19 protein-coding genes and 2 riboswitches are annotated in these 23141 nt (G+C 33.0%); of the genes, 15 read left to right on the top strand and 4 right to left on the bottom strand.

The genetic code is table 11. The features are described from left to right. Positions 1 to 51: 51 nt before the first annotated feature. The 4 genes from ACJDU8_RS06635 to ACJDU8_RS06620 form a co-directional block, all read right to left on the bottom strand. Positions 52 to 1434: an FAD-binding oxidoreductase gene (locus tag ACJDU8_RS06635; protein ID WP_406791367.1), complete on the bottom strand. Its 1383-nt coding sequence runs from the start codon at positions 1432 to 1434 to the stop codon at positions 52 to 54. Positions 1435 to 1528: 94 nt separating this feature from the next. After that, positions 1529 to 2404 carry a DMT family transporter gene (locus ACJDU8_RS06630; protein ID WP_406791366.1) on the bottom strand — a complete coding sequence of 292 codons (876 nt, stop codon included), beginning with the start codon at positions 2402 to 2404 and terminating at the stop codon, positions 1529 to 1531. A gap of 132 nt (positions 2405 to 2536) precedes the next feature. Then, entirely contained in the window at positions 2537 to 3139 is a 603-nt protein-coding gene (locus ACJDU8_RS06625; protein WP_406791365.1) for a hypothetical protein, read from the bottom strand. Between the two features lie 12 nt (positions 3140 to 3151). Further along, positions 3152 to 3448 carry a hypothetical protein gene (locus tag ACJDU8_RS06620; protein ID WP_406791364.1) on the bottom strand — a complete coding sequence of 99 codons (297 nt, stop codon included), beginning with the start codon at positions 3446 to 3448 and terminating at the stop codon, positions 3152 to 3154. Between the two features lie 194 nt (positions 3449 to 3642). Between ACJDU8_RS06620 and ACJDU8_RS06615 the strand changes: the two genes are divergently transcribed. The 15 genes from ACJDU8_RS06615 to lplA all read left to right on the top strand — a co-directional run bounded on the left by ACJDU8_RS06615 (position 3643) and on the right by lplA (position 23136). Further along, complete coding sequence (locus ACJDU8_RS06615; protein ID WP_406791363.1) at positions 3643 to 4335, top strand: response regulator transcription factor; 693 nt, start codon at positions 3643 to 3645, stop codon at positions 4333 to 4335. Positions 4336 to 4354: 19 nt separating this feature from the next. Continuing rightward, entirely contained in the window at positions 4355 to 5776 is a 1422-nt protein-coding gene (locus ACJDU8_RS06610) for a sensor histidine kinase (protein ID WP_406791362.1), read from the top strand. Positions 5777 to 5875: 99 nt separating this feature from the next. Then, positions 5876 to 6073: a hypothetical protein gene (locus ACJDU8_RS06605; RefSeq protein ID WP_406791361.1), complete on the top strand. Its 198-nt coding sequence runs from the start codon at positions 5876 to 5878 to the stop codon at positions 6071 to 6073. Positions 6074 to 6425: 352 nt separating this feature from the next. Further along, positions 6426 to 8033, top strand: coding sequence for an alpha-glucan family phosphorylase (gene glgP / locus ACJDU8_RS06600; protein WP_406791360.1), 1608 nt, complete (start codon positions 6426 to 6428; stop codon positions 8031 to 8033). 149 nt (positions 8034 to 8182) lie between these two features. Further along, complete coding sequence (locus tag ACJDU8_RS06595; protein WP_406791359.1) at positions 8183 to 9673, top strand: glycosyltransferase family 4 protein; 1491 nt, start codon at positions 8183 to 8185, stop codon at positions 9671 to 9673. A gap of 30 nt (positions 9674 to 9703) precedes the next feature. Beyond that, positions 9704 to 12148 (top strand): sugar phosphate nucleotidyltransferase, encoded by a 2445-nt coding sequence (locus ACJDU8_RS06590; RefSeq protein WP_406791358.1) that lies wholly within the window; start codon positions 9704 to 9706, stop codon positions 12146 to 12148. A 95-nt stretch (positions 12149 to 12243) separates the two neighbouring features. Beyond that, positions 12244 to 12501 carry a hypothetical protein gene (locus tag ACJDU8_RS06585; protein ID WP_406791357.1) on the top strand — a complete coding sequence of 86 codons (258 nt, stop codon included), beginning with the start codon at positions 12244 to 12246 and terminating at the stop codon, positions 12499 to 12501. A gap of 215 nt (positions 12502 to 12716) precedes the next feature. Continuing rightward, a complete protein-coding gene (locus tag ACJDU8_RS06580) occupies positions 12717 to 14435 on the top strand; it encodes a methyl-accepting chemotaxis protein (RefSeq protein ID WP_406791356.1) in 1719 nt (572 codons plus the stop codon). A 63-nt stretch (positions 14436 to 14498) separates the two neighbouring features. Continuing rightward, positions 14499 to 14606: riboswitch (TPP riboswitch) on the top strand. 90 nt (positions 14607 to 14696) lie between these two features. Further along, positions 14697 to 16010, top strand: a complete 1314-nt coding sequence (thiC, locus tag ACJDU8_RS06575) for a phosphomethylpyrimidine synthase ThiC (protein ID WP_406791355.1) — start codon at positions 14697 to 14699, stop codon at positions 16008 to 16010. A 229-nt stretch (positions 16011 to 16239) separates the two neighbouring features. Then, positions 16240 to 17490, top strand: coding sequence for an EAL domain-containing protein (locus ACJDU8_RS06570; protein WP_406791354.1), 1251 nt, complete (start codon positions 16240 to 16242; stop codon positions 17488 to 17490). A gap of 166 nt (positions 17491 to 17656) precedes the next feature. Further along, positions 17657 to 17745: riboswitch (glycine riboswitch) on the top strand. Positions 17746 to 17864: 119 nt separating this feature from the next. Next, the gene (gcvT, locus tag ACJDU8_RS06565) at positions 17865 to 18950 is read left to right on the top strand and encodes a glycine cleavage system aminomethyltransferase GcvT (RefSeq protein ID WP_406791353.1); all 1086 of its coding nucleotides are present in this window, start codon (positions 17865 to 17867) and stop codon (positions 18948 to 18950) included. A 12-nt stretch (positions 18951 to 18962) separates the two neighbouring features. After that, positions 18963 to 19343: a glycine cleavage system protein GcvH gene (gene gcvH, locus ACJDU8_RS06560; RefSeq protein WP_406791352.1), complete on the top strand. Its 381-nt coding sequence runs from the start codon at positions 18963 to 18965 to the stop codon at positions 19341 to 19343. Between the two features lie 17 nt (positions 19344 to 19360). Further along, a complete protein-coding gene (gcvPA, locus tag ACJDU8_RS06555; protein WP_406791351.1) occupies positions 19361 to 20680 on the top strand; it encodes an aminomethyl-transferring glycine dehydrogenase subunit GcvPA in 1320 nt (439 codons plus the stop codon). After that, a complete protein-coding gene (gcvPB, locus tag ACJDU8_RS06550; RefSeq protein ID WP_406791350.1) occupies positions 20677 to 22140 on the top strand; it encodes an aminomethyl-transferring glycine dehydrogenase subunit GcvPB in 1464 nt (487 codons plus the stop codon). The genes gcvPA and gcvPB overlap by 4 nt, the downstream gene beginning before the upstream one ends. After that, a complete protein-coding gene (gene lplA / locus ACJDU8_RS06545) occupies positions 22141 to 23136 on the top strand; it encodes a lipoate--protein ligase (protein WP_406791349.1) in 996 nt (331 codons plus the stop codon). The last annotated feature ends 5 nt before the right edge of the window (positions 23137 to 23141 follow it).

The raw sequence follows: 23141 nt of genomic DNA, 5'->3' as shown, positions 1-23141 counted from the left end.
GGAAATCTTTCGTTTTTGAACTTTTATGTATTTTTCTAGTGACAAGCTTCATTAATCAACTATAGTACCAGGATTAAGAATTTTATTAGGATCAAAAGCCTTTTTAATTCCGCTCATAATGTCAATTTCTCTTTGGGTAAATTGAAGAGGCATATATTTTTTCCGTGATTTTCCAGTACCATGCTCTGCAGTTATGGTGCCACCGTATTTTAATGCAATCTTATACATTTCTTGCTTAAATTCTTCGTAATAAGAAGGTAATTCACCGTTATGGCTCATAATAAAATTATGAATATTTCCATCTGCTATATGACCTACTGCAGGAATTATGGTATCGTATTTTTTTGCAAGCAATGTTATGTCATCAAAGAAATCAGGCACAGCTGACGGGGGCACTGCCATATCAAGACCATCTGCTACATGCTCTTTAAAAGGAGTATATGCATTGCTTCTTATATCCAAAAGATTTTTTTGTTCTTTTGCAGTTTCTGCTATGATACTATCTACTGCATTGTGTTCTTCGCATATTTCTACAATTTTTTCACTGGTAGAATATAGGTCATCTTCAGTAGCTCCATCCAGCATAAACATCAAGTCTACAGAACCTTTAGATGCAGGCCAGGTGGTTCCTAAATGCTGGGCAGCTTTTTCTGAAATAAATCTATCCATATACTCAACAGCCAAAGGTGTAATTCCTTCTTGAAGTATTTTAGGCACTGCATCACAAGCTTCTCGTCTTGTATTGAATGAAATCAATAATGTACCTGTGTAATTATTTTTTGCATAAAGTTTTAGTGTTACTTTTGTAATAATACCGAGAGTTCCTTCGCTTCCAATCATCATGTGAAGCAAATCATAACCCATGTTGTTTTTTATGAGTTTTCCACCAAGATCAACTATTTCTCCTGTGGGAAGAACTACTTCCAGTGCTTTAACATGGTTTCTCATAATTCCGTGTTTTACAGCTTTTGTTCCACCGGCATTTTCCATAACCATACCCCCAATCTGGGCTCCTTCATCTCCAGGATGTATTGGGAAAAATAGTTTGTCTTGTTTATCTAGTGTTTGAAGTAAATCTGCTAAAGTAGCTCCTGCTTCAAGGGTAATCATTAAATTTTGTTCATCTAGTTCTATAACTTTATTTAATCTTTCCAGGGAAAGAACTATACTAGGTTTTATAGGTACTGCTGCACCACAAACACCTGTGCCGCCTCCTCTAGGAACTACAGGTATTAACATTTTATTGGCATATTTTAATATTTGGGATATTTCTTCTGGTGAGCCAGGCTTAACTACTATACAATCTTCTGATGGTTTAATACGAATTAAAGACTCAGTTTCATCGTATAGATAACTTTTCATTTGTGATAAGTTATTTGTGGCCCAATCTTCTCCTACAATTTGCTTTAAGCTTTCAATGATTTCTTCTTTCAATATTTTTGCCTCCTTTTAATAATTAACGATTTATATTTTTTGAATTTGAAAATAAATGTTATAATGCATATTATATAGATTGTATGTAAAACATTCAATTACTATCGAAAGTCTTCCATCTTTCACTTAAGAATGTAGAACCTAAAATAAGTATACCTCCAGCTATCTGAACAGGAGCCATAGTTTGCCATAAAAAAACTGCAGCAAAAAACACTGCTGAAATAGGATCTATATAACTTAAAATGGCTATAGATTGACCACTTAATTCTTTTATAGAGGTAAAGTATAATAAGTAAGCAATACCTGTATGGATAATTCCTATTACAATTATAAAAGTCCAGGTTTTATGGCTTATTACTGATATGTTAAGGCTACTTTTATATAAGATACTCAGAAACAATGTAATACATGCCATGATAAGCTGAATTAATGTAGTCTCAAACCCTGATAAATTCCTAATGAATTTATTCATCAAAATTACACTGGCATATAGTACTGCACCTAAAAGTCCATAAAGGATTCCTTTTAAATCATTATAAGAAGCAGTCATATCATTTCCAGTTAGGTTGAGAATTAGGAACAACCCCACAAGAGCCATAATAATGCACATGATTTTTGTCCATGTAAGTTTTTCCTTAAGAACAATAGGGGATAATATTATCACAAAGATAGGTGCAAAATAATAGCTTAAGGTTGCCTTTGGTACAGTTGTATATTTGTATGCCTGAAATAGAGAGAGCCAATTTAATCCTAAAGCTATACCAGATACAATAAGCAGTAAAAGATTATTTGATATTGATTTAAAAGATATTTTCTCATTTCTGAAAAAAGCAGCGGAAATTAGAAATAAACTTCCAATAGCAGCTCTGAAAAAGGCAACTTCCGCCGATGGTAAGTTTATATTGGTTACGAAGACTCCAATACTTCCGAATATAAGCATGGAGGTAATTATTTTGATTTTAGAATTCATAGTTACTCCCCTTAAAGTTTATAATTAAATTTACTATATTTAATTATATGGGAAAAAGTTCTTAAAATAAAGTTTGTTTAAATAAAATAAATAACCTCCTTAGTAAATAATCACTTACTAAGGAGGTTATAATTAAGTAGTTGATGAAGTACCTGAAGATGGAGACGTTTTGGCATTAGCTTCAGCGGATTGAAGAATACTAATAAGAGCATCCATATCAGTATTTAGTTTTGTAAGATCTGTTGTTCTTGTATTTTGTATTGATATTATAGTATCTAATTGAGATTGGGCATCCTGGTAATTTTTATTTTTCATATCATCTTTTACCTTTTCATAAGCCGTATTTATAGTACCTCGTAAGCTTTCAAGTGAAGAAACATCCCCATCTATAATTTTTAATTGTTCTTGTATTTTAGATAAATCATCGGAAGTTAATTGCTTATTATTGCTTTTGATGTCCTGTCGCATACTTTTAACAGAAGCTCTTTTTTGTGATATTTCTTTTCTCAGGGCTTCATTAGTAGCGTGATTTTGTTTTATAGTGTCTTTTTTAGGCAGCATAGCATCCTTTGCCTGCTGTCTTTCCTGGCGATTTTCAATACGCTGCTGCTGATTTACTAGAGCAGTTTCAATTTTACTGTTGGTTTCTTTAGCAAATACACTTGCAGTACCCAGAGATACCATAAGAGAAGCGGCAGCTAGTGAAGAAATTAATTTGATTTTCACACTTTTCATTATTATCAACTCCTAATTGTTATTTATTATTGATTCAATTTCATTTATATTGTTAGTATCATCCATATTCTTTAACGTTTTATCTAAGTTGTCCATAGAATTATCCAGACCAGACATTTTTGTTTCTGTTTGGCTGATGTTTGCTTTTAATGAAGAGTGGGTACCCTCATTAGAAGAATTATTAGCAGAGGTATTGGAATTATTAATTGAATTTGACTTATTAAGTGCTTTATTTGTATTTCTACTACAGCCTAGGAAAGAAAATAAAACAAGAACTATTATTAAAGGTAGATAAAATTTTCTCTTCATCCATTTAAGCTCCTTTTTAATATTTTACTTTGAAAATTTAACCTATCAGTTTTTGCTAAATTAAGTTTAACATTTAAATTTAGGCCAAATCTCCGATATATTGTGGCAAAATTGTGGCAGAGGTTGTGTTAAATATGCGGTATACAATTTTACTGTGATATAATAAAAATAAATTGGAATAAAGGTGATGAAAAATGCAGAATAAGCTTATATATATTGCTGACGACGAGATAAAAATTCAGGAATTGATAAAGATGTTTCTTAAAAAGGAAGGTTATGAAGTGAGAACTTTTTCAGATGGTAAATCACTTTTGCAGGCATTTAAAGAAAAGCCCGCAGATATGCTGCTGCTTGATATAATGATGCCTGAACTAGATGGTTTTGCACTGTGTACTGAAATACGAAGGGAAAGTAATGTGCCTATTATTATAATATCTGCTAAAGATGAAGAGGCTGATAAAATTGCAGGACTTATGCTTGGCAGCGATGATTATATGACTAAACCTTTTAGCCCTGTGGAACTAGTTTTAAGGGTTAAGAGCATATTTAAACGTATGGAGATTGAAAGAACTGCCTCAAGTAGTATGGTAATACATATTGAAGATATAACAATATATACAGAAGGAAGATATGTACTTTGTAATAATAAAAATTTAAAATTTACGCCCATGGAATTTAATCTTTTATTATATCTTGCAAAAAATAAAAATAAAGCTGTTTCTAGAGAGGAACTTTTAAATAAAGTTTGGGGATTTGACAGGGAAGTTGATACAAGAGCTACAGATGATATGATTAAAAGAATTCGTAGAAAACTTACAGCTGTGGGTTCTAATTTAAAAATAGAAACATTATGGGGGTTTGGATTCATTATTTCAAGTCATAAATAATTACGAGAGGAATGCTTTTATGATAAAATCTAAAAGAAATATTAAAACTAGGATATTCTTTTCACATATAATTATAATTATGATATATGTACTTATAACATCTATGGTATTTAGAGTTTCTCTAAATGTATATATTAGAAGACAAATAAAGAAACAATTGATTTCAGCTGGAGAACTTATTAAGAGATCAATGAGTATTGAAAATTTTAATTCAAAGAATACTGAAGATAAAAGAGATATACAAACACTTCTAAAAACAGAAAGAATGTTAAAGCAAACCAAAACCTTTCTTGATTTGAATTATGCTGTAATGGATAAGAACAGCAATGTAATTTTTCCACAAAAAGAAAATTCTAGACAATATAATTTAGTTAACAATAATATTATACCTATAATGTTTAAAAGAAGAATATTTAATTTGATTAATAGGAGCGGAATCAGGTATTTTCGTGTACAGGGAAAGCAATATTGTGCTGTTATATATCCTATAAAGTCAAATAAGAGTGAAAATACTTCAGCAATGCTCATTTATGCTAATATGGATAAAAGCAAAAATATGATCTTTAAAGTTAATATAATATTATTTACTATTCTCATTATAACTGGATTAATAGCAATATTTGCATCTAATGTTGTGGCTAAAAAATTTTCCAGACCCATTATAGAATTGAGTAAATATGCTAAAAAAATAGGGGAAAGACAATATCATTCTAAACCTGGAATTTATGAGGATGAAGAGATAAACCAGTTATCTGAGACCATGTATGAAATGTCCCAAAAACTTTCAATGTATGATAATACTATGAAGACATTTTTGCAAAATGCTTCTCACGAGTTACGTACTCCTCTCATGTCCATACAGGGTTATGCAGAGGGAGTAAAATTAGGAGTTGTTGATGATAAAGAGGCAGCTATAGATATTATTATCGAGGAAAGTAAAAGACTTACTACCATAGTGGAAGATTTATTATATTTATCAAAAATAGATTCTATGCAGGAGTCAATAAATTTTGAAGATTTGAGTGTGGAGGATTTAGTTAGAAGCTGCATTGAAAGGGTGAAAGGGATGGCAGTTAAACTGGATAAAACTATTGAGTTTTTTAACTCGGGAAAAGATATATTAGTGAAAGGTGATGAAGAGAAGCTTTCCAGAGCTATAATTAATGTACTTGGAAATTGCATCCGTTATGCAGGCAAGGAGGTGATTGTAAATTTTAAAAGTGAAGATTCAAAATTAATTATAAATATAGTGGATGATGGACCAGGTGTTGATGAAAATGAATTAAAAAACATATTTGATAGATTTTTTAAAGGCAAGGGCGGCCAGCATGGTCTTGGACTGGCCATAGCTAAAAGCATTATTGATAAACATAATGGCAGTATAACTGCAGAAAATAATACCCATACAGGTGCATGCTTTAAAATAATACTGCCTTTGTAGAATTTGAAAACGGTGAATTTGATATTCTACCATAGTATTATATTGTTTCTATTGTAAATAATATTAATGAAAATAAACTTACAAGGAGGAACTGATAAAATGAATTCACAAGCAAGAGATAATATTCATAAGGCCAAAGAATCATTAAAAAATGCTCAACAAGGTTTGCAGGTGGCTGCAGGCCAGGTTGAAAATGGAAACATAAAAAAACAGATAGAAACTCAATTGACCCAAGTTGGTAACTGCCTTGAAGAATGTCAGAAAATAGCTTCTGGGCTAAGCACACATAAAGCTTAAAAGAACTTATTCAGAGGCGTAGTAGTACTTATCCCCCATCTTAAAGAAGCTGGGGGTTTTAGAAATGGCAACTAGCCTTTGGATAAATATTTATCATGATTCTTTTAAACTAAATGATATACCGCATTAATTTGATACAAATACTTTCCTTTAACTGCTTTAATGTATAATAAACTTTATTATACATATAATAAAAAAGTAATATTATGTAGTATATAAATATAATAATATTACAATTATGGAAATGTATAAAATAAAATAATATTTTATGAAATATTATATAACTTGAAAAAGATATAATAGGTGCTAAATATATCTTCTACAAAAAAAGGGAAAAGGAGATGTTAAGATAGTGAGTAAAGATTGTCCGAAGGTTGCTTATTTTTGTATGGAATTTGGATTACATTCTGATTTTAAAATCTATGCTGGTGGACTTGGAATACTGGCTGGAGATTATCTTAAAGCTGCTAAAGAAAGTAATCTTCCTGTAATCGGGATAGGAATAAGGTGGAAACAAGGATATGTAGAACAGCATATAGATAATAAACAGAGGATAGTGGACTCTTTCTACAATTATGGTTATGACTTCCTTGAGGATACAGGGGTAAAGGTAAATGTAAAAATAAGAGGAAGAGTTGTACATTGTAAAGTGTGGAAGGTAGATTGTTTTGGTAATTCAGAACTTTATTTACTGGATACAGACCTGCCAGAGAATTCTGACCGATGGATAACAGGTCAGTTATATGGATGGTTTGAGGAAGAGAGAATAGCGCAGGAAATAGTACTTGGAGTAGGTGGAATAAGGGCATTAAGAGCATTAAACAAAGATGTAGATATATACCATTTCAACGAAGGACACGCTGTTTTCGCAGGATTTGAACTTATAAGAGAAAGAATTGGAAGAGGAGAAGAGGCTTATGAGGCATGGAGAAAATGCAGAAATAGTATTGTGTTTACCACTCATACTCCTATTGTAGAAGGAAATGAATCCCATGGTCTTGATATATTACAATATATGGATGCTTATGATGGGTTAGATAGAAATTTTATAGAGCAAATAGGAGGAAACCCATTCAATATGACTGCAGCAGGACTCAGGCTTTCTAAAAAGTCTAATGCAGTTTCAGCTATGCATGGAAAAATAGCAAATGAAATGTGGAAAAATATTAATAATAGAAGTGAAATTATAAGTATAACAAACGGAATAAATGTAAAAACCTGGGGCAATGAACATATTATAGAAGCTGCAAAGAGAAAAGAAAATCTACTAGAACTTCATATGAGAAATAAAGTTAAGCTGATAGAGTATATACAGAATAAGAATGGAATAAAGCTGGATGAAGACAACCTTATTATAGGCTTTGCAAGAAGAGCGGCACCGTATAAAAGAGGAGATTTAATATTTAGGAATGAAGAAAAAATTTCATCCCTCTTAAAAAGAAAAAGAGTACAGATAATAATATCATTAAAAGCACATCCTCTAGATTTTACAGGTAAGGAAATAATAAAACATATTTTGACCATACAAGCAAAATATCCTGAATCTGTAGTATTTTTAGACAATTATAATATGGAAAAGGGAGCACTGCTTACAAGGGGTGTGGATGTATGGCTTAACAATCCAAGAGTTACCAAAGAAGCCTGTGGTACTTCAGGAATGAAAGCAGCTATAAATGGAGTGTTAAATCTAAGTACTTTAGATGGATGGTGGCCAGAAGCTTGCTGGGATGGAGTTACTGGATGGCAGATAGGTAATGGATTTATAGGTAAAAATGAGGTGGAGCAGGATATTCACGATGGAGAAAGTCTCTATGAAGTTTTAATCAATAAAGTTTTAGATGTTTACTATAATGATAAAAATAAATGGAATGAAATGATGATAGCAAGTGTAAATGCAATGGTGGAAAGATATTCAGCTAATAGAATGATTATGGAATATTATGATAAAATGTATAAGTAAATTAAAACGAATTATAATAAGTGTATAGTAAAAATTTTTGTTTTTATATAAGTTCTAGAATCATAAAAAACAAATTATATTAGTAAATTTTTGTGTGATTTTACTAATAGCTTTTAAAGATAAAATTTTATAAAGAAAAGAGTGATATAATGAAAGTTTTAATGATTTCCTGGGAATACCCACCTAAGACTATAGGTGGATTATCAAATCACGTGTATTATTTATCTCATTCTCTTTGTGAGAGAGGAAATGAAGTTCATGTGATCACCTGTGAAGAAGGTACAGCACCTATAGATGAAAATGATAAGGGAGTCTTTGTTCATAGGGTTACACCTTATGCTATAGATACCCAAGATTTTACTAAATGGGTAATGCAGCTCAATTTTGCTATGGTGGAAAGAGCCGTTAGATTAATAAATGAATCTGGAGAGTTTGATTTAATACATGTTCATGATTGGCTTACTGCTTTTTGTGCTAAGACTTTAAAATGGTCTTTTAGAATACCTCTAGTATGTACTATACATGCTACAGAATATGGAAGAAATGGCGGTATAAATACTGTAACTCAAAGATATATTTCTGCTACAGAATGGATGCTTACCTATGAATCATGGAAAGTAATTGCCTGCAGTAACTATATGAAGAATCAAATAAATAAAATATTCTCAGCTCCTGAAGAAAAAATATGGGTTATTTCAAATGGAGTTAATGTAGAAAAGTTTGAATTTGAATTTGATTGGCTTTCATTTAGAAGAAAATATGCCATGGATAATGAAAAAATAATTTTTTGCGTAGGAAGACATGTTTTTGAGAAGGGAATACATCTTCTTATAGAAGCAGCTCCTAGTATAATAAATAGATATAATGATTCCAAATTCATAATAGCAGGTACAGGTCCAATGACGGAGGAATTAAAAGATAAAGTCAGATATTCTGGACTGGAAAGTAAGTTTTTATTTACAGGATATATGGATGAAATGGAAAAAGATAAATTATATAGAGTTGCAAATGCAGCAGTATTTCCATCCCTTTATGAACCTTTTGGTATTGTAGCTTTAGAAGCTATGGCGGCAGGATGTCCTGTAGTTGTTTCTGATACAGGTGGGTTAAGTGAAATTGTGGAACATGGCAAAAATGGGCTTAAGTGTATAAATGGAAATGCTAACAGTATAGCGGATAATGTAGTTGGACTTTTATATGATGAGGAATTTTCCAAATATATTAGTGATAATGGAAAAGATACTGTAAAGGATGAATTTACCTGGAACAAAATAGCAGATCTTACTCTGAGAATGTACCATCAGGTTTTAGAAGAAGCCGGCGGTACAGAATGGAGAAAATTAAGCAGTGAAAATAATCATTCTGCTTTTAGGGAGGATTACATGGTATATAAAAGTTTAAATGAGGAAAATGAAGCTTTAAAGAAGATTGCAAAACCTGATGATAACGAAGATTTAAAAGATAACTTTAACGAAGGAGAAATTTTAGAATACTATGAGGATCTTAAAGTGAGTAGGAAACAAGATAAAAAAGAAAATCAGGATATGAAAATTAAAGTAGGTGCTGGTGCTAAAAGTAAAGGCGGAACTACTACAAGAAAGAGGAGCAGTACTAAGAATAAAGAGAAGAGCAAGGTTTAAATATTAAAATGGATAAAGGGTGTGATGGTTATGAAAGCTATAATAATGGCCGGAGGAGAAGGAACCAGGTTAAGGCCCTTAACCTGTAACATACCTAAACCCATGATGCCTATAATGGGGAAACCCATAATGGAATATGCCTTAGAACTGCTTAAGAATACTGGAATAGAGGATATTGGAGCTACCTTGCAATATTTACCTGATGAAATAATAAATTATTTTGGAGATGGTAAAGATTTTGGAGTAAATATAAGTTATTTTATAGAAGAAACTCCACTGGGTACTGCAGGAAGTGTTAAAAATGCTGAGGCATTTTTAAATGATACTTTTGTTGTTATAAGTGGAGATGCCCTTACTGATATAGATCTGTCAAAGGCAATTGCCTATCACAAGAGTAAGGGCGCTGTGGCAACTCTCATACTTAAAGAAGAACCGGTACCTCTGGAATTTGGTGTTGTAGTTACAAATGCCCAGGGCAGAGTAACTGGCTTCTTGGAAAAACCAGGGTGGGGAGAAGTATTCAGCGATAAGGTAAATACGGGAATATATATTTTAGAGCCGGATATATTTAAATATTACAATAAAAATAAAAAATTTGATTTTAGCAGTGATCTTTTTCCGCTTCTCCTGAAAGAAAAAGTACCTGTGTTTGGATATGTGGCAGAAGGGTACTGGTGTGACATAGGAAGTATTGACCAGTATATGAAATGTCATTTCGACATATTAAAAGGGCTTGCGCATATAAACATAAAGGCACAAAAATACAGTGAAGATATATGGATAGGTGAGGATTGTGAAATAAGTCCTGAAGCTAAAATTTCAAGACCGGTGTATATAGGAAGCGGCAGTAAAATATATAACAATGCACAAATTGGCCCCTATACCGTATTGGGTGAGAACAATATTATATCTCCAGATGCCACCATAAAAAGGAGTATACTTTTTAATAACTGCTATATAGGAGATAAGGCACAGATAAGGGGTGCCGTACTCTGTAAAAAAGTTCAAGTTAAATCTCAATGTTCTGTATTTGAAGAAGCTGCTGTGGGAAATGATACTATTATAAAAGATAAGGCCATAGTAAATCCAGGGGTTAAGATATGGCCAAACAAGATGATAGAAAGCGGCACTATGGTAAGTTCCAATATTATATGGAGAGAAAAGGCTTCTAGATCTGTTTTTGGTAAAAATGGTATTAGTGGAGAGATAAATGTAGATATAACTCCAGAATTTGTATCAAAGCTGGGTTCTGCCTATGGTTCTGTTTTAAAGACAGATTCTAGGGTGGCTATAGCCTGCAGTGACAATGGAGCGGCACAGATGTTTAAATATTCTCTGGCTACAGGACTTTTATCTATGGGTATGGAGGTTATGGATTTAAAACAGATGCCAATGGCATTTATAAGGCAGTCTGTTCTTTTCTTCGGAGCACAGGCAGGAGTCTATGTATGTGTAAATGCTAGTGCACCGGAAAAGGTTACTATAATATTTATGGATAAAAACGGGTTGAATATAGATAGAGCTATGGAGAGGAAGATAGAAAGCAGTTTTACAAGGGAAGATTTCAGGAGAGTAAAACCAGATAAGTTTAAGCATATGGAAAATATATATAACTGCCTGGAGTATTATGCCAGGCAGCTTATAAATGGACTTTCACTTGAAAATATAAAGAGCCAAAAGTACAGGGCAGTTTTAAGCATAGAAGATCCTATGATTCTTGAAATAATGAAAGGGATTTTAAAGGAGCTTAAAGTAGAGATGAAATTCTATGATAAGTTCGGTGATACTAAGGGTTTGGCAAGGAAGGTTATGGAGGATAGTGCCAATTTGGGAATTGAAATAGATGAAGAGTGTGAAAAACCGGTTATTATAGATGAAAAGGGAAACATAATAAAAGACAATTTGTACGATGCTTTAAATGCATTGGTTATGTTAAAATCTCATGACATAAAAACTCTGGTAGTTCCTGTTACAGCCTCTTCCACTATGGAGAAATTGGCTAAAATGTGTGGGTGTAAATTTATAAGGACTAAAATAGCGCATAAATTTATACTGGAAACTTATTTAGAAAATGTATCCAATATAAGTGAAAGGGATATGGTAAGTGCATACCTCATGACACTGGACGCGGTAAGTGTGTGTACAATGACTATTAATTTTATGGCAAACTGCAATAGGTCTCTTTCACAGATAACTTCCACTATTCCTCAGTATTACAGCATGAAAAAAGAAATAAAATGCCCCTGGAATATGAAGGGAAGGATAATGAGAAATCTAATAGAGGAAAATAGTTCAAAATCTATAGATTTAATTGAGGGTGTAAAACTTAACTTTGAGGATGGATGGACATTGGTGCTGCCAGATGCAGATGAACCTTTATGTAAGGTATATACAGAGTGCAGGGACTATAAGAAGCTCAATCAGCTTACAGAAGATGTTTTGACTAAAATTACAACTATAACTAAACAATGTTGAACAATTAAAATAAAGGATTAAAAGTTAAGAGTTATAGATGAGTTCTTTAACTATTCTTAACTTTTAATTTTTAATTTGCAGGGGGATGTAAAAATATGAAATCTAATATAAATTCCGAGTATTATATGGAAGCAGAAAATAAATATTTAAAATTAAGACAAATTTTAAAAAAATGTAGAGAGGAAAATAGAAGAACTTTTGAAGATATATCAAATAGCTGTAGATTTAACCAAGAGGAATTAGAAAATATAGAAAAAGGCATAGATAAAGATATAACTCATTTTTTAATATATGCAAAGGCATTGGGTATTAGCATAAATTTAAGTTATAAGGAAAATTATAAACTTCGCTAAAGATTTTAGCGAAGTCATTTTATGCTCATTTTTAATTTGTAGAATCCTGTCGTATTTAAAAATTATATTTTTGTGCAATGTATATTAAAATAATAATAAAGTTAGACAAATGTGTGTCGATATATATAAAAAATCATTGTTTTATGTATGATTATAGGATGCATTTTTGCAAAATATACAGCGATAATGGTTTAATCTCAAAAGGGGGGATTCATATGAATTTTAACAAAATAAAGCTTTCTAATAAATTGAGGATTGGATTTTCATTAATGATTATATTAATAGTAGGGGTGTGTTTATTGTCGATATATGGACTAAATCAAATTAACCAGAATATTGACCAGCTTGTGAATATAGAAAATAAAAAATTGAGTTTGACATATGATATGAGGGAATGTGTAAATAAAATAGCTGTCAGTGTAAGAAATATAGCTGTTACCAGCGACATGAAATATATGGAGGAACAAAAGAAAATAATAGATAAAAATACAATTCTTTATAAACAAAAGGAAAAGCAACTTGAAGCATTAATTTATACTGAAAAAGGTAAGACGCTTTATAAAAATATACGAAATAATGACGACAGTGCATTTTTACAATTTGATAATTCAGTTAAACGAGGTATGAAAATTGATGTAACAAATGAGGAGCTTCAAGATATACTTAACGGATTAAATAAGACGGAAAATAAACTATTATCAAGTATACAAGATATGGTGGATTTTCAAGAACAATTAGAACAATCAAGAGCTGAGATTTCACAAAAAACAGTAAATAATTCTTTAAAGGAAATAGTGGCTTTTTTAATAGTAAGTATTTTAATGGGTATGTTGTTTACACATTTTATAAGGAAGAGTATTTTAACTCAGATTAAAGAGGTAGTAGATGGTGCATCTAAATTGGCGGAAGGCAATTTGAATTTTAAAATGAAGGTAGTTTCTAATGATGAAATAGGACAAACTATTAAAGGCTTAAATAGTGCAATTGAAAAGCTTAATAAGAGTATGATTTCCATAAGGAGTGAAAGTGATAGTATTCTTGGAAGCAGTGAATTAACAAATAAAATGTTTTCAGAGATAAGTTCTGAAATTGAACAAATATCAGCTTCTACAGAAGAAATATCTGCAGGAATGGAAGAATCCTCTGCTGCAGTTGAAGAAGTAACATCCATGGCTACTACAGTGAAGGAAGAAGTGAAGATCACAGAGCAAAAATCACAGGAAGGATTAGAAATGGCCTTAAATATACAGGAAAAAGCAGTTGCTATCAACAATGATTCTATTCAATCAAAAAAAATTGCAGAAGAAATATATATAAAAACAAGGACAAGTTTAGAAAAGGCATTAAAAGAAGTCACTGTTGTTAATCGAATATCAGAAATGGCATTAAGTATAGATGAAATATCAAAACAAACTAATCTGCTAGCATTAAATGCAGCAATAGAAGCTGCAAGAGCTGGTGAACAAGGAAAGGGTTTTGCAGTTGTTGCAGAAGAGGTGAGAACACTTGCGGAAGAATCATCAGAGGCAGTAGCACAAATACAAAGTGAAGTTCATATGGTTTTAGCTGCAGTTGAAAAGCTTTCCAGTTCATCTAGAGATATTTTGGAGTTTATAGAGAAGGACGTTTTAAAAGATTATGACAAACTAATTTCCACTAGCAATGAATACAAAAAAGATGGGGATACTTTAAAAGATATAGTTGCTAAATCTGCAGAATCTTCTAAAAATATTTCTGATTCTGTTGATCAAATTGCAGCAAGTATGGAAGACATAGCAATTTCGGTATCAGAAGTGGCTAAGACCACCGCAGATATTGCTTCAAGTGTGAATCAGGTTAATAATAGAAATGAATCTGTATTAGCAGAAACTAATAATAACGAGGAAAGTGCCATGAAATTAGGAAAGCTTATTAAAGGATTTAATTTAAATTGAAATATATTTTTTACTTGATTACTAATAAATCCTATGATACCATTATGTAATAAGAAAATTGAATATTATGTACAGGGGGGCTGGTGTTTCTGGCTGAGATTAAGAAGTAAATTCTTTGACCCTAAACCTGATCTGGGTAATGCCAGCGTAGGAAGTTGTTTGTGTAAATATGTTACTGATAAAAGCATAAGTCTACGGATTTATGCTTTTTGTTGTACATATGATTTTTTTATAAAATTTACCAGGAAAGAGGATGAAACCATGAATTTTACTACTCAAATGGATGCTGCTAAAAAGGGAATTATTACAAGAGAAATGGAGGTAGTATCCACAAAAGAAAGTATGGATGTAGAAGTTTTAAGAAATCTTGTAGCTGAAGGTAAAATAGTAATACCTGCAAATAAGAATCATAAATCATTAGATGCCCAGGGTGTTGGACAGGGATTAAAGACTAAAATAAATGTTAACTTAGGTATATCAAAAGATTGTGCTAACATAGATATGGAACTTGAAAAGGTGAAAACTGCAATTGAAATGAAGGCAGAAGCTATAATGGATTTAAGCTCCTATGGTAAAACTGAAGAATTTAGAAAAAGAATTGTAGAGATGTGTTCTGCCATGATAGGCACAGTACCCATATATGATGCAGTAGGATTTTATGATAAGGAACTAAGTGATATATCTCCTGAGGAATTTTTAGCTGTAGTAGAGAAGCACGCTAAGGATGGAGTAGATTTCATGACCATACATGCGGGAATCAACAGGGAAACTGCAAAGGTATTCAAAAGAAATAAAAGGCTTACAAATATAGTTTCAAGAGGAGGAGCTCTTTTATATGCATGGATGGAACTAAATAATAAAGAAAATCCATTTTATGAATACTATGATAAAGTTTTAGATATATGTGCAAAATATGATGTAACTATAAGTCTTGGAGATGCCTGTCGGCCAGGCAGCATTAATGATGCCACAGACGCCAGCCAGATAAAAGAACTTATAACTCTTGGAGAACTTACAAAAAGAGCTTGGGAGAAGAGTGTACAGGTCATGGTTGAAGGACCAGGACACATGTCTTTAAATGAAATAGCTGCCAATATGCAACTTGAGAAAAAGTTGTGTCATGGAGCACCATTTTATGTGCTGGGACCTTTAGTTACAGATATTGCACCGGGATATGACCACATAACAAGTGCCATTGGTGGAGCTATAGCAGCTGCAAATGGTGCGGATTTCTTATGTTATGTTACTCCAGCAGAGCATTTAAGACTTCCCAATCTTGAAGATATGAAAGAAGGTATTATAGCTTCTAAGATAGCAGCACATGCTGCCGATATAAGTAAAAATATAAAGGGCGCAAAGCAATGGGATTATAAAATGAGCAAGGCAAGAAGAGAGCTTGATTGGGAAACAATGTTTAATCTAGCTATTGATCCGCAAAAGGCAAGGAGATATAGAAAAGAATCTATGCCAGAGCATGAAGATACTTGTACTATGTGTGGAAAAATGTGTGCTGTGAGAAATATGAATAAGGTGATGGAAGGAAAGAACATAAATATTTTAAGGGAAGAAGATTAGGGCTGTTTTTAAACTCACATGAAGTTTTTTAACTTTGCGTGAGTTTTTTACATCATCTTAATTTGGCATCTGTACATAATAATTATATCTTTATTGTAATAAAGAATATAAAAAAATTTTAAAATAAATGGTATAATATTCACTGTAAATATGACAGATATGGGAAGTTGCAGGTACTTCATTGATATTTAAAGATTTTTGCTTGAATAGTATAGGGGAGCTATAAATTATGATTGAATATGACGGTTTTAATGAAGTTAGTATTATAAGAGAGGTTATAGATAATAAAAGAATACTTGTTAAGTATCAGCCAATTGTGTCCTTAGTAAAGAAAAAAATAGTAGCATTTGAAGCGTTAAGCAGAGGAATAAATATTTTAAATTCGGAAATTATACCTCCACTTAAAATGTTTGAATATGCTCGTAATAATGGCCTGTCAACTATACTTGATAGATTATGTAGGGAAAAGTGTATTGAGAATTTTGAAAATGTGTACAACATGAATGATGAGTGGTATTTGTTTATAAATGTAGATGCCTCTGTTATAGAAGAAGCCGAAGGCTCAAATCATCTTTTTAACCAGGTATTAGAAAATAGGGTTTCACCTAAAAATATTGTAATCGAAATTAATGAATCTCGTGCCAGTAATTTAAGTGCTCTGGAAAGGTTTACTAATAATTATAGAAAAAAGGGATTTCTAATTGCTTTAGATGATGTGGGAACAGGTTTTTCAAATATGGATAGAGTTTCAATTATAAAACCTGACATCATAAAATTAGATTCATTACTGGTAAGGAATATTCAGGATAGTTACCATAAACAGGAGATATTTAAATGTATTGCAGGTTTAGCTAATAGGATAGGTGCAGTAGTTGTTGCTGAGGGAATAGAAACTGAGATTGAACTTAATTATGTAATTGAATTTGGAGCTCACTTAATTCAAGGATATTTTTTTTCAAAACCTGAGTTTATAAATGGCAGCGTAATTAAAAGAGTTAATGCTAAAATTCAAAGTGCTGCACTTAGTTATAAGGAATATGTAATTTTAAGAGGCAAAGAAAATAGATTATATAAGTATAAAATTAATAAGTTTTTAAATAATTTTATTGGAGAACTTAAAATAAATCCTATTAGTAGGTTTGATAAGTTTATTTCAATGTTTATTAATAGGTATAAAGATTTAGATATTGAATGTGCGTACATTCTTGATGAAGCTGGAATTCAAATTACCAATACAATTTTTGCTAAAGAAAAAAATAGTATACAACGTGAAGGCATTGTATTTTCTCCTGCAATAAAAGGAGAAGATAATTCTCTAAAAAGATATTACTATGAACTTATGAATTCTAAGATGCACAGTTATTTTTCTGAGCCATATATATCTTATGCCACAGGGGAAATTTGTATAACATTATCTAGAATATTTACACATAATAACTATAAGAAATACATATTATGTGTAGATATTACAAGAAGTTGAAAATTATATGAATTTATCAATAATTTTATATATTAATTTTTTTATTGCAAATAATGATTGATAAAATTTAGGAAATTAATACAAAATTTTATTGACACCATAAAAAGGCTATGCTAATATTTTATTAATAAAAATTTCATTTTAGTCTATAAAATATAATACTCGGATGATGAATTTAGGAGAGACTGCCACAATATGGCAGCACCGAAGGGGAAGCTGCAGTAAACTCTCAGGTAAAAGGACTGGATTTTGACGAAACTCTGGAAAGTAATAATTCACCGAAGAAGCTAAAATCTTTCAGGTATAAAGACAGAGTGCATAAATAAACAGAGTGTTTATTTATGCACTTTTTTTATTGAAAAGGGGATGAAGCAATGGAAAAAAAGACACCACTTTATGAAAAACACATAAAGTACAAAGGGAAAATGGTACCTTTTGCCGGTTACCTGCTTCCAGTCCAATATGACAAGGGAGTGATAGCAGAGCATATGTCAGTACGGAAAGCCTGTGGTTTATTTGATGTGTCTCATATGGGGGAAATTATTTGCAGGGGTGAGGATGCATTAAAGAATCTGAACTATATACTTACTAATAACTTTGAAGGAATGTATGACGGTCAGGCAAGATATAGTCCCATGTGCAATGAAAAAGGCGGCGTAGTGGATGATATGATTGTATATAAAGTAAAAGATAATACTTATTTGCTGGTTGTTAACGCTGCAAATAAAGATAAAGATTATGCCTGGATGAAAGCACATCAGCAGGGAAATGTAGTATTTGAGGACATTTCCAGCGAAGTAGCACAAATTGCTCTGCAGGGGCCTGGCGCACCGGCAGTTATAAGTAAGATAGCAAAATTAGATGAAATACCCAAGAAATATTACAGCGGCAAATTTGATTGTACTATAGCAGGCATAAAATGCATGATTTCCAAAACTGGATATACAGGAGAGGATGGATATGAGCTTTATATGAAAGCTTCAGATGCACCAGAAATGTGGGAATTTCTTTTAGAATCCGGCAAAGAAGAAGGGTTAATTCCCTGCGGGCTGGGTGCTAGGGATACACTGCGCTTAGAAGCTGCCATGCCTCTATACGGCCACGAGATGAATGATGAAATAACACCTTTAGAAGCAGGACTTGGGATGTTCGTTAAAATGGAAAAAGAAAATTTTATCGGTAAAAATGCATTGAAAGAAAAAGGACCGGTGAGAAAGAGGGTAGGATTGAAAGTTACAGTAAGGGGTATTATAAGAGAACAGATGGAGATTTATGCAGGTGATGACCTCATTGGAATAACCACATCTGGAACCCATTGTCCATATATTGGCTATCCGGCAGCTATGGCATTGATTTTTCCTGATTACAGCAAACCGGGAACAAAAGTGACAGTGCTTGTAAGAAGAAAAAAAGTAGAAGCAGAAGTAGTAGGTTTGCCATTTTATAAAAAGAATAAATAGGAGGAATGAGATATGAATTTTCCAAAGCAACTTATGTACACTAAATCACATGAATGGGTAAAAATAGAAGGAGATAAGGCTTTAGTTGGTTTAACTGACTATGCTCAGAGTGAACTAGGAGATCTGGTATTTGTCAATCTTCCAGAAGAAGGTGATGAAGTTACCGTAGGAGAGGTATTTTTAGATGTGGAATCTGTTAAGGCTGCGTCAGATGTATATGCACCAGTAAGTGGTGTTGTGGAAGAAGTTAATGAAGAGCTTTTGGATAAGCCGGGGTGGATTAATGAAGCTCCTTATGAAGCATGGCTTGTAAAAATTGCTGAAATTAGTGATAAAGAAGAATTATTGACAGCTGAAGAATATGAGGCAGTTGTAAATAGTGAAAAAGAATAGCAAATGGAGGTAATCCTATGGGAACTTATGTGCCAAATACAAAAGAAGAACAGCTGGAAATGTTAAATGAAATAGGATATAAAAACTTTGATGCATTGTTTGCCGATGTCCCAGAAGAAGTAAAGCTTCAGGAGGAATTGAAATTGCCTCAAGGAATTTCTGAAATGGAGACATCAGCTAGAATGGAAGAAATAGCTGAAAAAAATCGTATTTTTAAATATATGTTCAGAGGTGGCGGAGCGTATCATCATTATATACCTTCTATTGTAAAAAGTGTTACGGCAAAAGAAACATTTCTAACTGCTTATACTCCCTATCAATCAGAAATCAGTCAGGGAATTTTACAGTCCATTTTTGAATATCAGACCATGATTTGTGAACTTACTGGCATGGACATTTCCAATGCATCAGTTTATGATGGGGCCAGTGCAGCAGCAGAGGCAGTAGCCATGTGTAGAAATAAAAAAAGAAAAGATGTATATGTATCCCAAACTATAAATCCACAGGTTATGAGTACTATTAAAACTTATTGCTTTGGCAGCGGTACAAACCTTTTTATTGTACCTGAGAAAGATGGTATTATGGACAATGAAGCACTTAAGGAAATGCTGGACGATAAAGCAGCATGCTTTTACATGGAGCAGCCAAATTATTATGGCATTGTAGAAGATGGGGAGAAAGTGTCAGAGCTGGTGCACGAAAAAGGAGCCAGCTTCATTATGGGTTGTAATCCTACTTCTCTTGGTATTTTAAAAACACCAGGCGAATGTGGTGCGGATATTGCAGTGGGAGAGGGTCAACCCCTTGGTATGCCTTTATCTTTTGGGGGACCTTATCTTGGATTTATGGCAGCTACTTCTAAAATGATGAGAAAACTTCCTGGACGTATTGTAGGAGAGACTGTGGATATGGATGGAAAGAGAGCTTTTGTACTGACTCTGCAGGCAAGAGAACAGCATATCAAAAGGGAAAGGGCAAGTTCCAACATTTGTTCCAATCAGGCACTATGTGCAATGACTGCATCAGTTTATATGGCTGTTATGGGAAATGAAGGTATAAGGCAAACGGCTATTCAATGTACATCCAAGGCTCATTATCTTCAAAAAGAATTAGAAAAAGCGGGATTGAAATTAAAGTATCCATATGAATTTTTTCATGAGTTTGTAACAGTTTCAGATAAGAATGCAGAGGAAATCCTTAAGGAACTGGAAAAGGAAAGTATTCTAGGAGGACTTCCTATTGGAGAGAATGAAATACTGTGGTGTACAACAGAATTAAATGCTAAAGCACATATGGATAAATTGGTTCACATTGTAAAGGAGATGCATAAAAAATGAAATTATTATTTGAAAAAGGGAGTGCCGGAAGAAGTACCAGCATTTTACCTGAAAATGACGTGCCTTGCGTAATTCCTGACAGTGCACTTCGAGAGACAAAAATGCATCTTCCAGAACTATCAGAGAGTGAAATCAGTAGGCATTATGCCAGTCTATCCAAGAGATCTCATGGGGTCAATGATGGATTTTATCCCCTTGGATCTTGTACCATGAAGTACAATCCAAAGATTAATGAAGATATGGCATCACTAACCGGTTTTACGGGTATACATCCTCTGCAGCCGGAAGATACGGTACAAGGCTGCCTTCAGGTACTTTATATGGCAGAGCAGTATTTATGCGAAATAACGGGAATGGATGCTATGACCATGCAGCCTGCAGCCGGTGCACATGGAGAGTTAACAGGACTGCTTTTGATTAAGGCCTATCATGAGGGCAGGAATGATGAAAAAAGAGATAAAATTATAGTACCGGATTCAGCACATGGAACTAATCCTGCAAGTGCTGCTATGGCTGGATTCAAAGTAATCAGCATTCCTTCTGGTGAGGATGGATGCGTGGATATAGCTAAATTAAAGGAAGTACTTGGTGAAGATACTGCAGGTCTCATGCTTACTAATCCAAATACCCTAGGTTTATTTGACAAAAATATTCTGGAAATAACCCAGATGGTCCATGAGGCAGGGGGATTAAATTATTATGATGGTGCCAATTTAAATGCCATTATGGGCATTGTAAGACCTGGAGATATGGGGTTTGATGTTGTGCACATTAATCTGCACAAGACATTTTCTGCACCTCATGGAGGAGGAGGACCTGGAAGTGGACCTGTAGGCTGTAAGGGTTTTTTGAAAAAATTTCTTCCAGGTAAAAAAGCTATAAAGCGGAAAGATGGGACTTATGTATTAAATAAGGCAGCAGAAAGTATAGGAGATATGAAGTCATTTTATGGGAATTTCTTGGTAGTTGTAAAAGCTCTTACTTATATTATGATGCTGGGAAGAGAAGGAATTCCAGAAACGGCTGGAAATGCAGTACTAAATGCCAATTATATGAGGGTAAAGTTGTCTGATTGCTATGATGTGGCTTATGACAGAACTTGTATGCATGAGTTTGTTGTAACCATGAAAAAAATTAAGAATGAACTTGGGGTTTTAGCACTGGATATTGCAAAAGCTCTGCTTGATTATGGTATACATCCGCCTACAATATATTTTCCATTGATCGTTCATGAGGCGTTGATGATGGAGCCAACTGAAACTGAGACAAAAGAAACGCTTGATCATGCTATTTATGTTTTTAAGGAAATATATAAAAAAGCAGAAGAATCACCAGAAAGGATGCATGAATATCCATATAATACATTGGTTCGCAGGCCCGATGAAGTACTTGCAGCCACAAAACCTAAACTTCGCTATTATATAGAAGACAAAAATACTGCTGGAAAGGATGGTTTATAAATGGTAGAAAAACTATTGTTTATAAAGGGAATAGAGACTTATCCCTATAAAAATCTGGCACTGGAAGAATATCTAACCTTCCATGTGGGAGAAAAAGAGTGTATTTTGTACCTCTGGCAAAACCGTCATACAGTGGTTATAGGAAGAAATCAAAATTGCTGGAAGGAATGTAAAGTAAAAGAACTTGAAAATGACGAAGGATACTTGGTCCGCAGGTTATCAGGAGGCGGGGCTGTATATCATGATTTGGGTAATCTCAATTTTACATTTTTAATGAGAAAGGATAATTATAGTGTAGATAGGCAGCTTCAGGTGATTGTGCAGGCTGTGAAAAAGCTGGGAATTCATGCTGAGAAAACAGGCAGAAATGATATTACGGTAGATGGCAGAAAATTCTCGGGAAATGCTTTTTATAAATCTGGCGATTTTTGTTATCATCACGGAACACTTTTGCTTGATGTAGATATGGCGAATATGTCTAAATATCTTAATGTTTCAAAAGAAAAACTGCAATCTAAAAGTGTAAGTTCTGTAAAGTCAAGGGTGGTAAATTTAAAAGAATTTTATCCTTCTCTTACAACCCATAAGATGTGTGAAAAGCTTATAGAAGCCTTTGGAGAAGTATACGGATTAAAGCCTGAAGCCTTTGATGAATCACACATAGATAAAGAAGAATTTTTCACTTTACAGCGGAAGTTCGAGTCCTGGCAGTGGAAATATGGAAAGAAACTTGAATTTCAGCATGAGATGTCCGGACGTTTTGCTTGGGGAGATATAGATTTACAGTTTCAAGTACACGGCGGTAAGATAAAATCATTAAATGCATTTTCGGATGCAATGGATCAGGACTTGATTTTAAGAATTCCTGAAATACTCATTGGATGTACTTATGAGGAAAATGCAATAAAAGATGCATTAAGTAAGAAACTTGTTCATAAACCAGAGGATGCGGCTGTTGCTGGGGATATAGAAATGCTGATTCATAATAATATGTAAAGGAG

This window comes from Candidatus Clostridium eludens, from assembly GCF_045310515.1.
GTDB classification, from domain to species: domain Bacteria; phylum Bacillota; class Clostridia; order Clostridiales; family Clostridiaceae; genus Clostridium_B; species Clostridium_B eludens.
The sequence above is the reverse complement of the archived record's forward strand: the minus strand, read 5'-3'. Positions and strand labels throughout refer to the sequence as shown.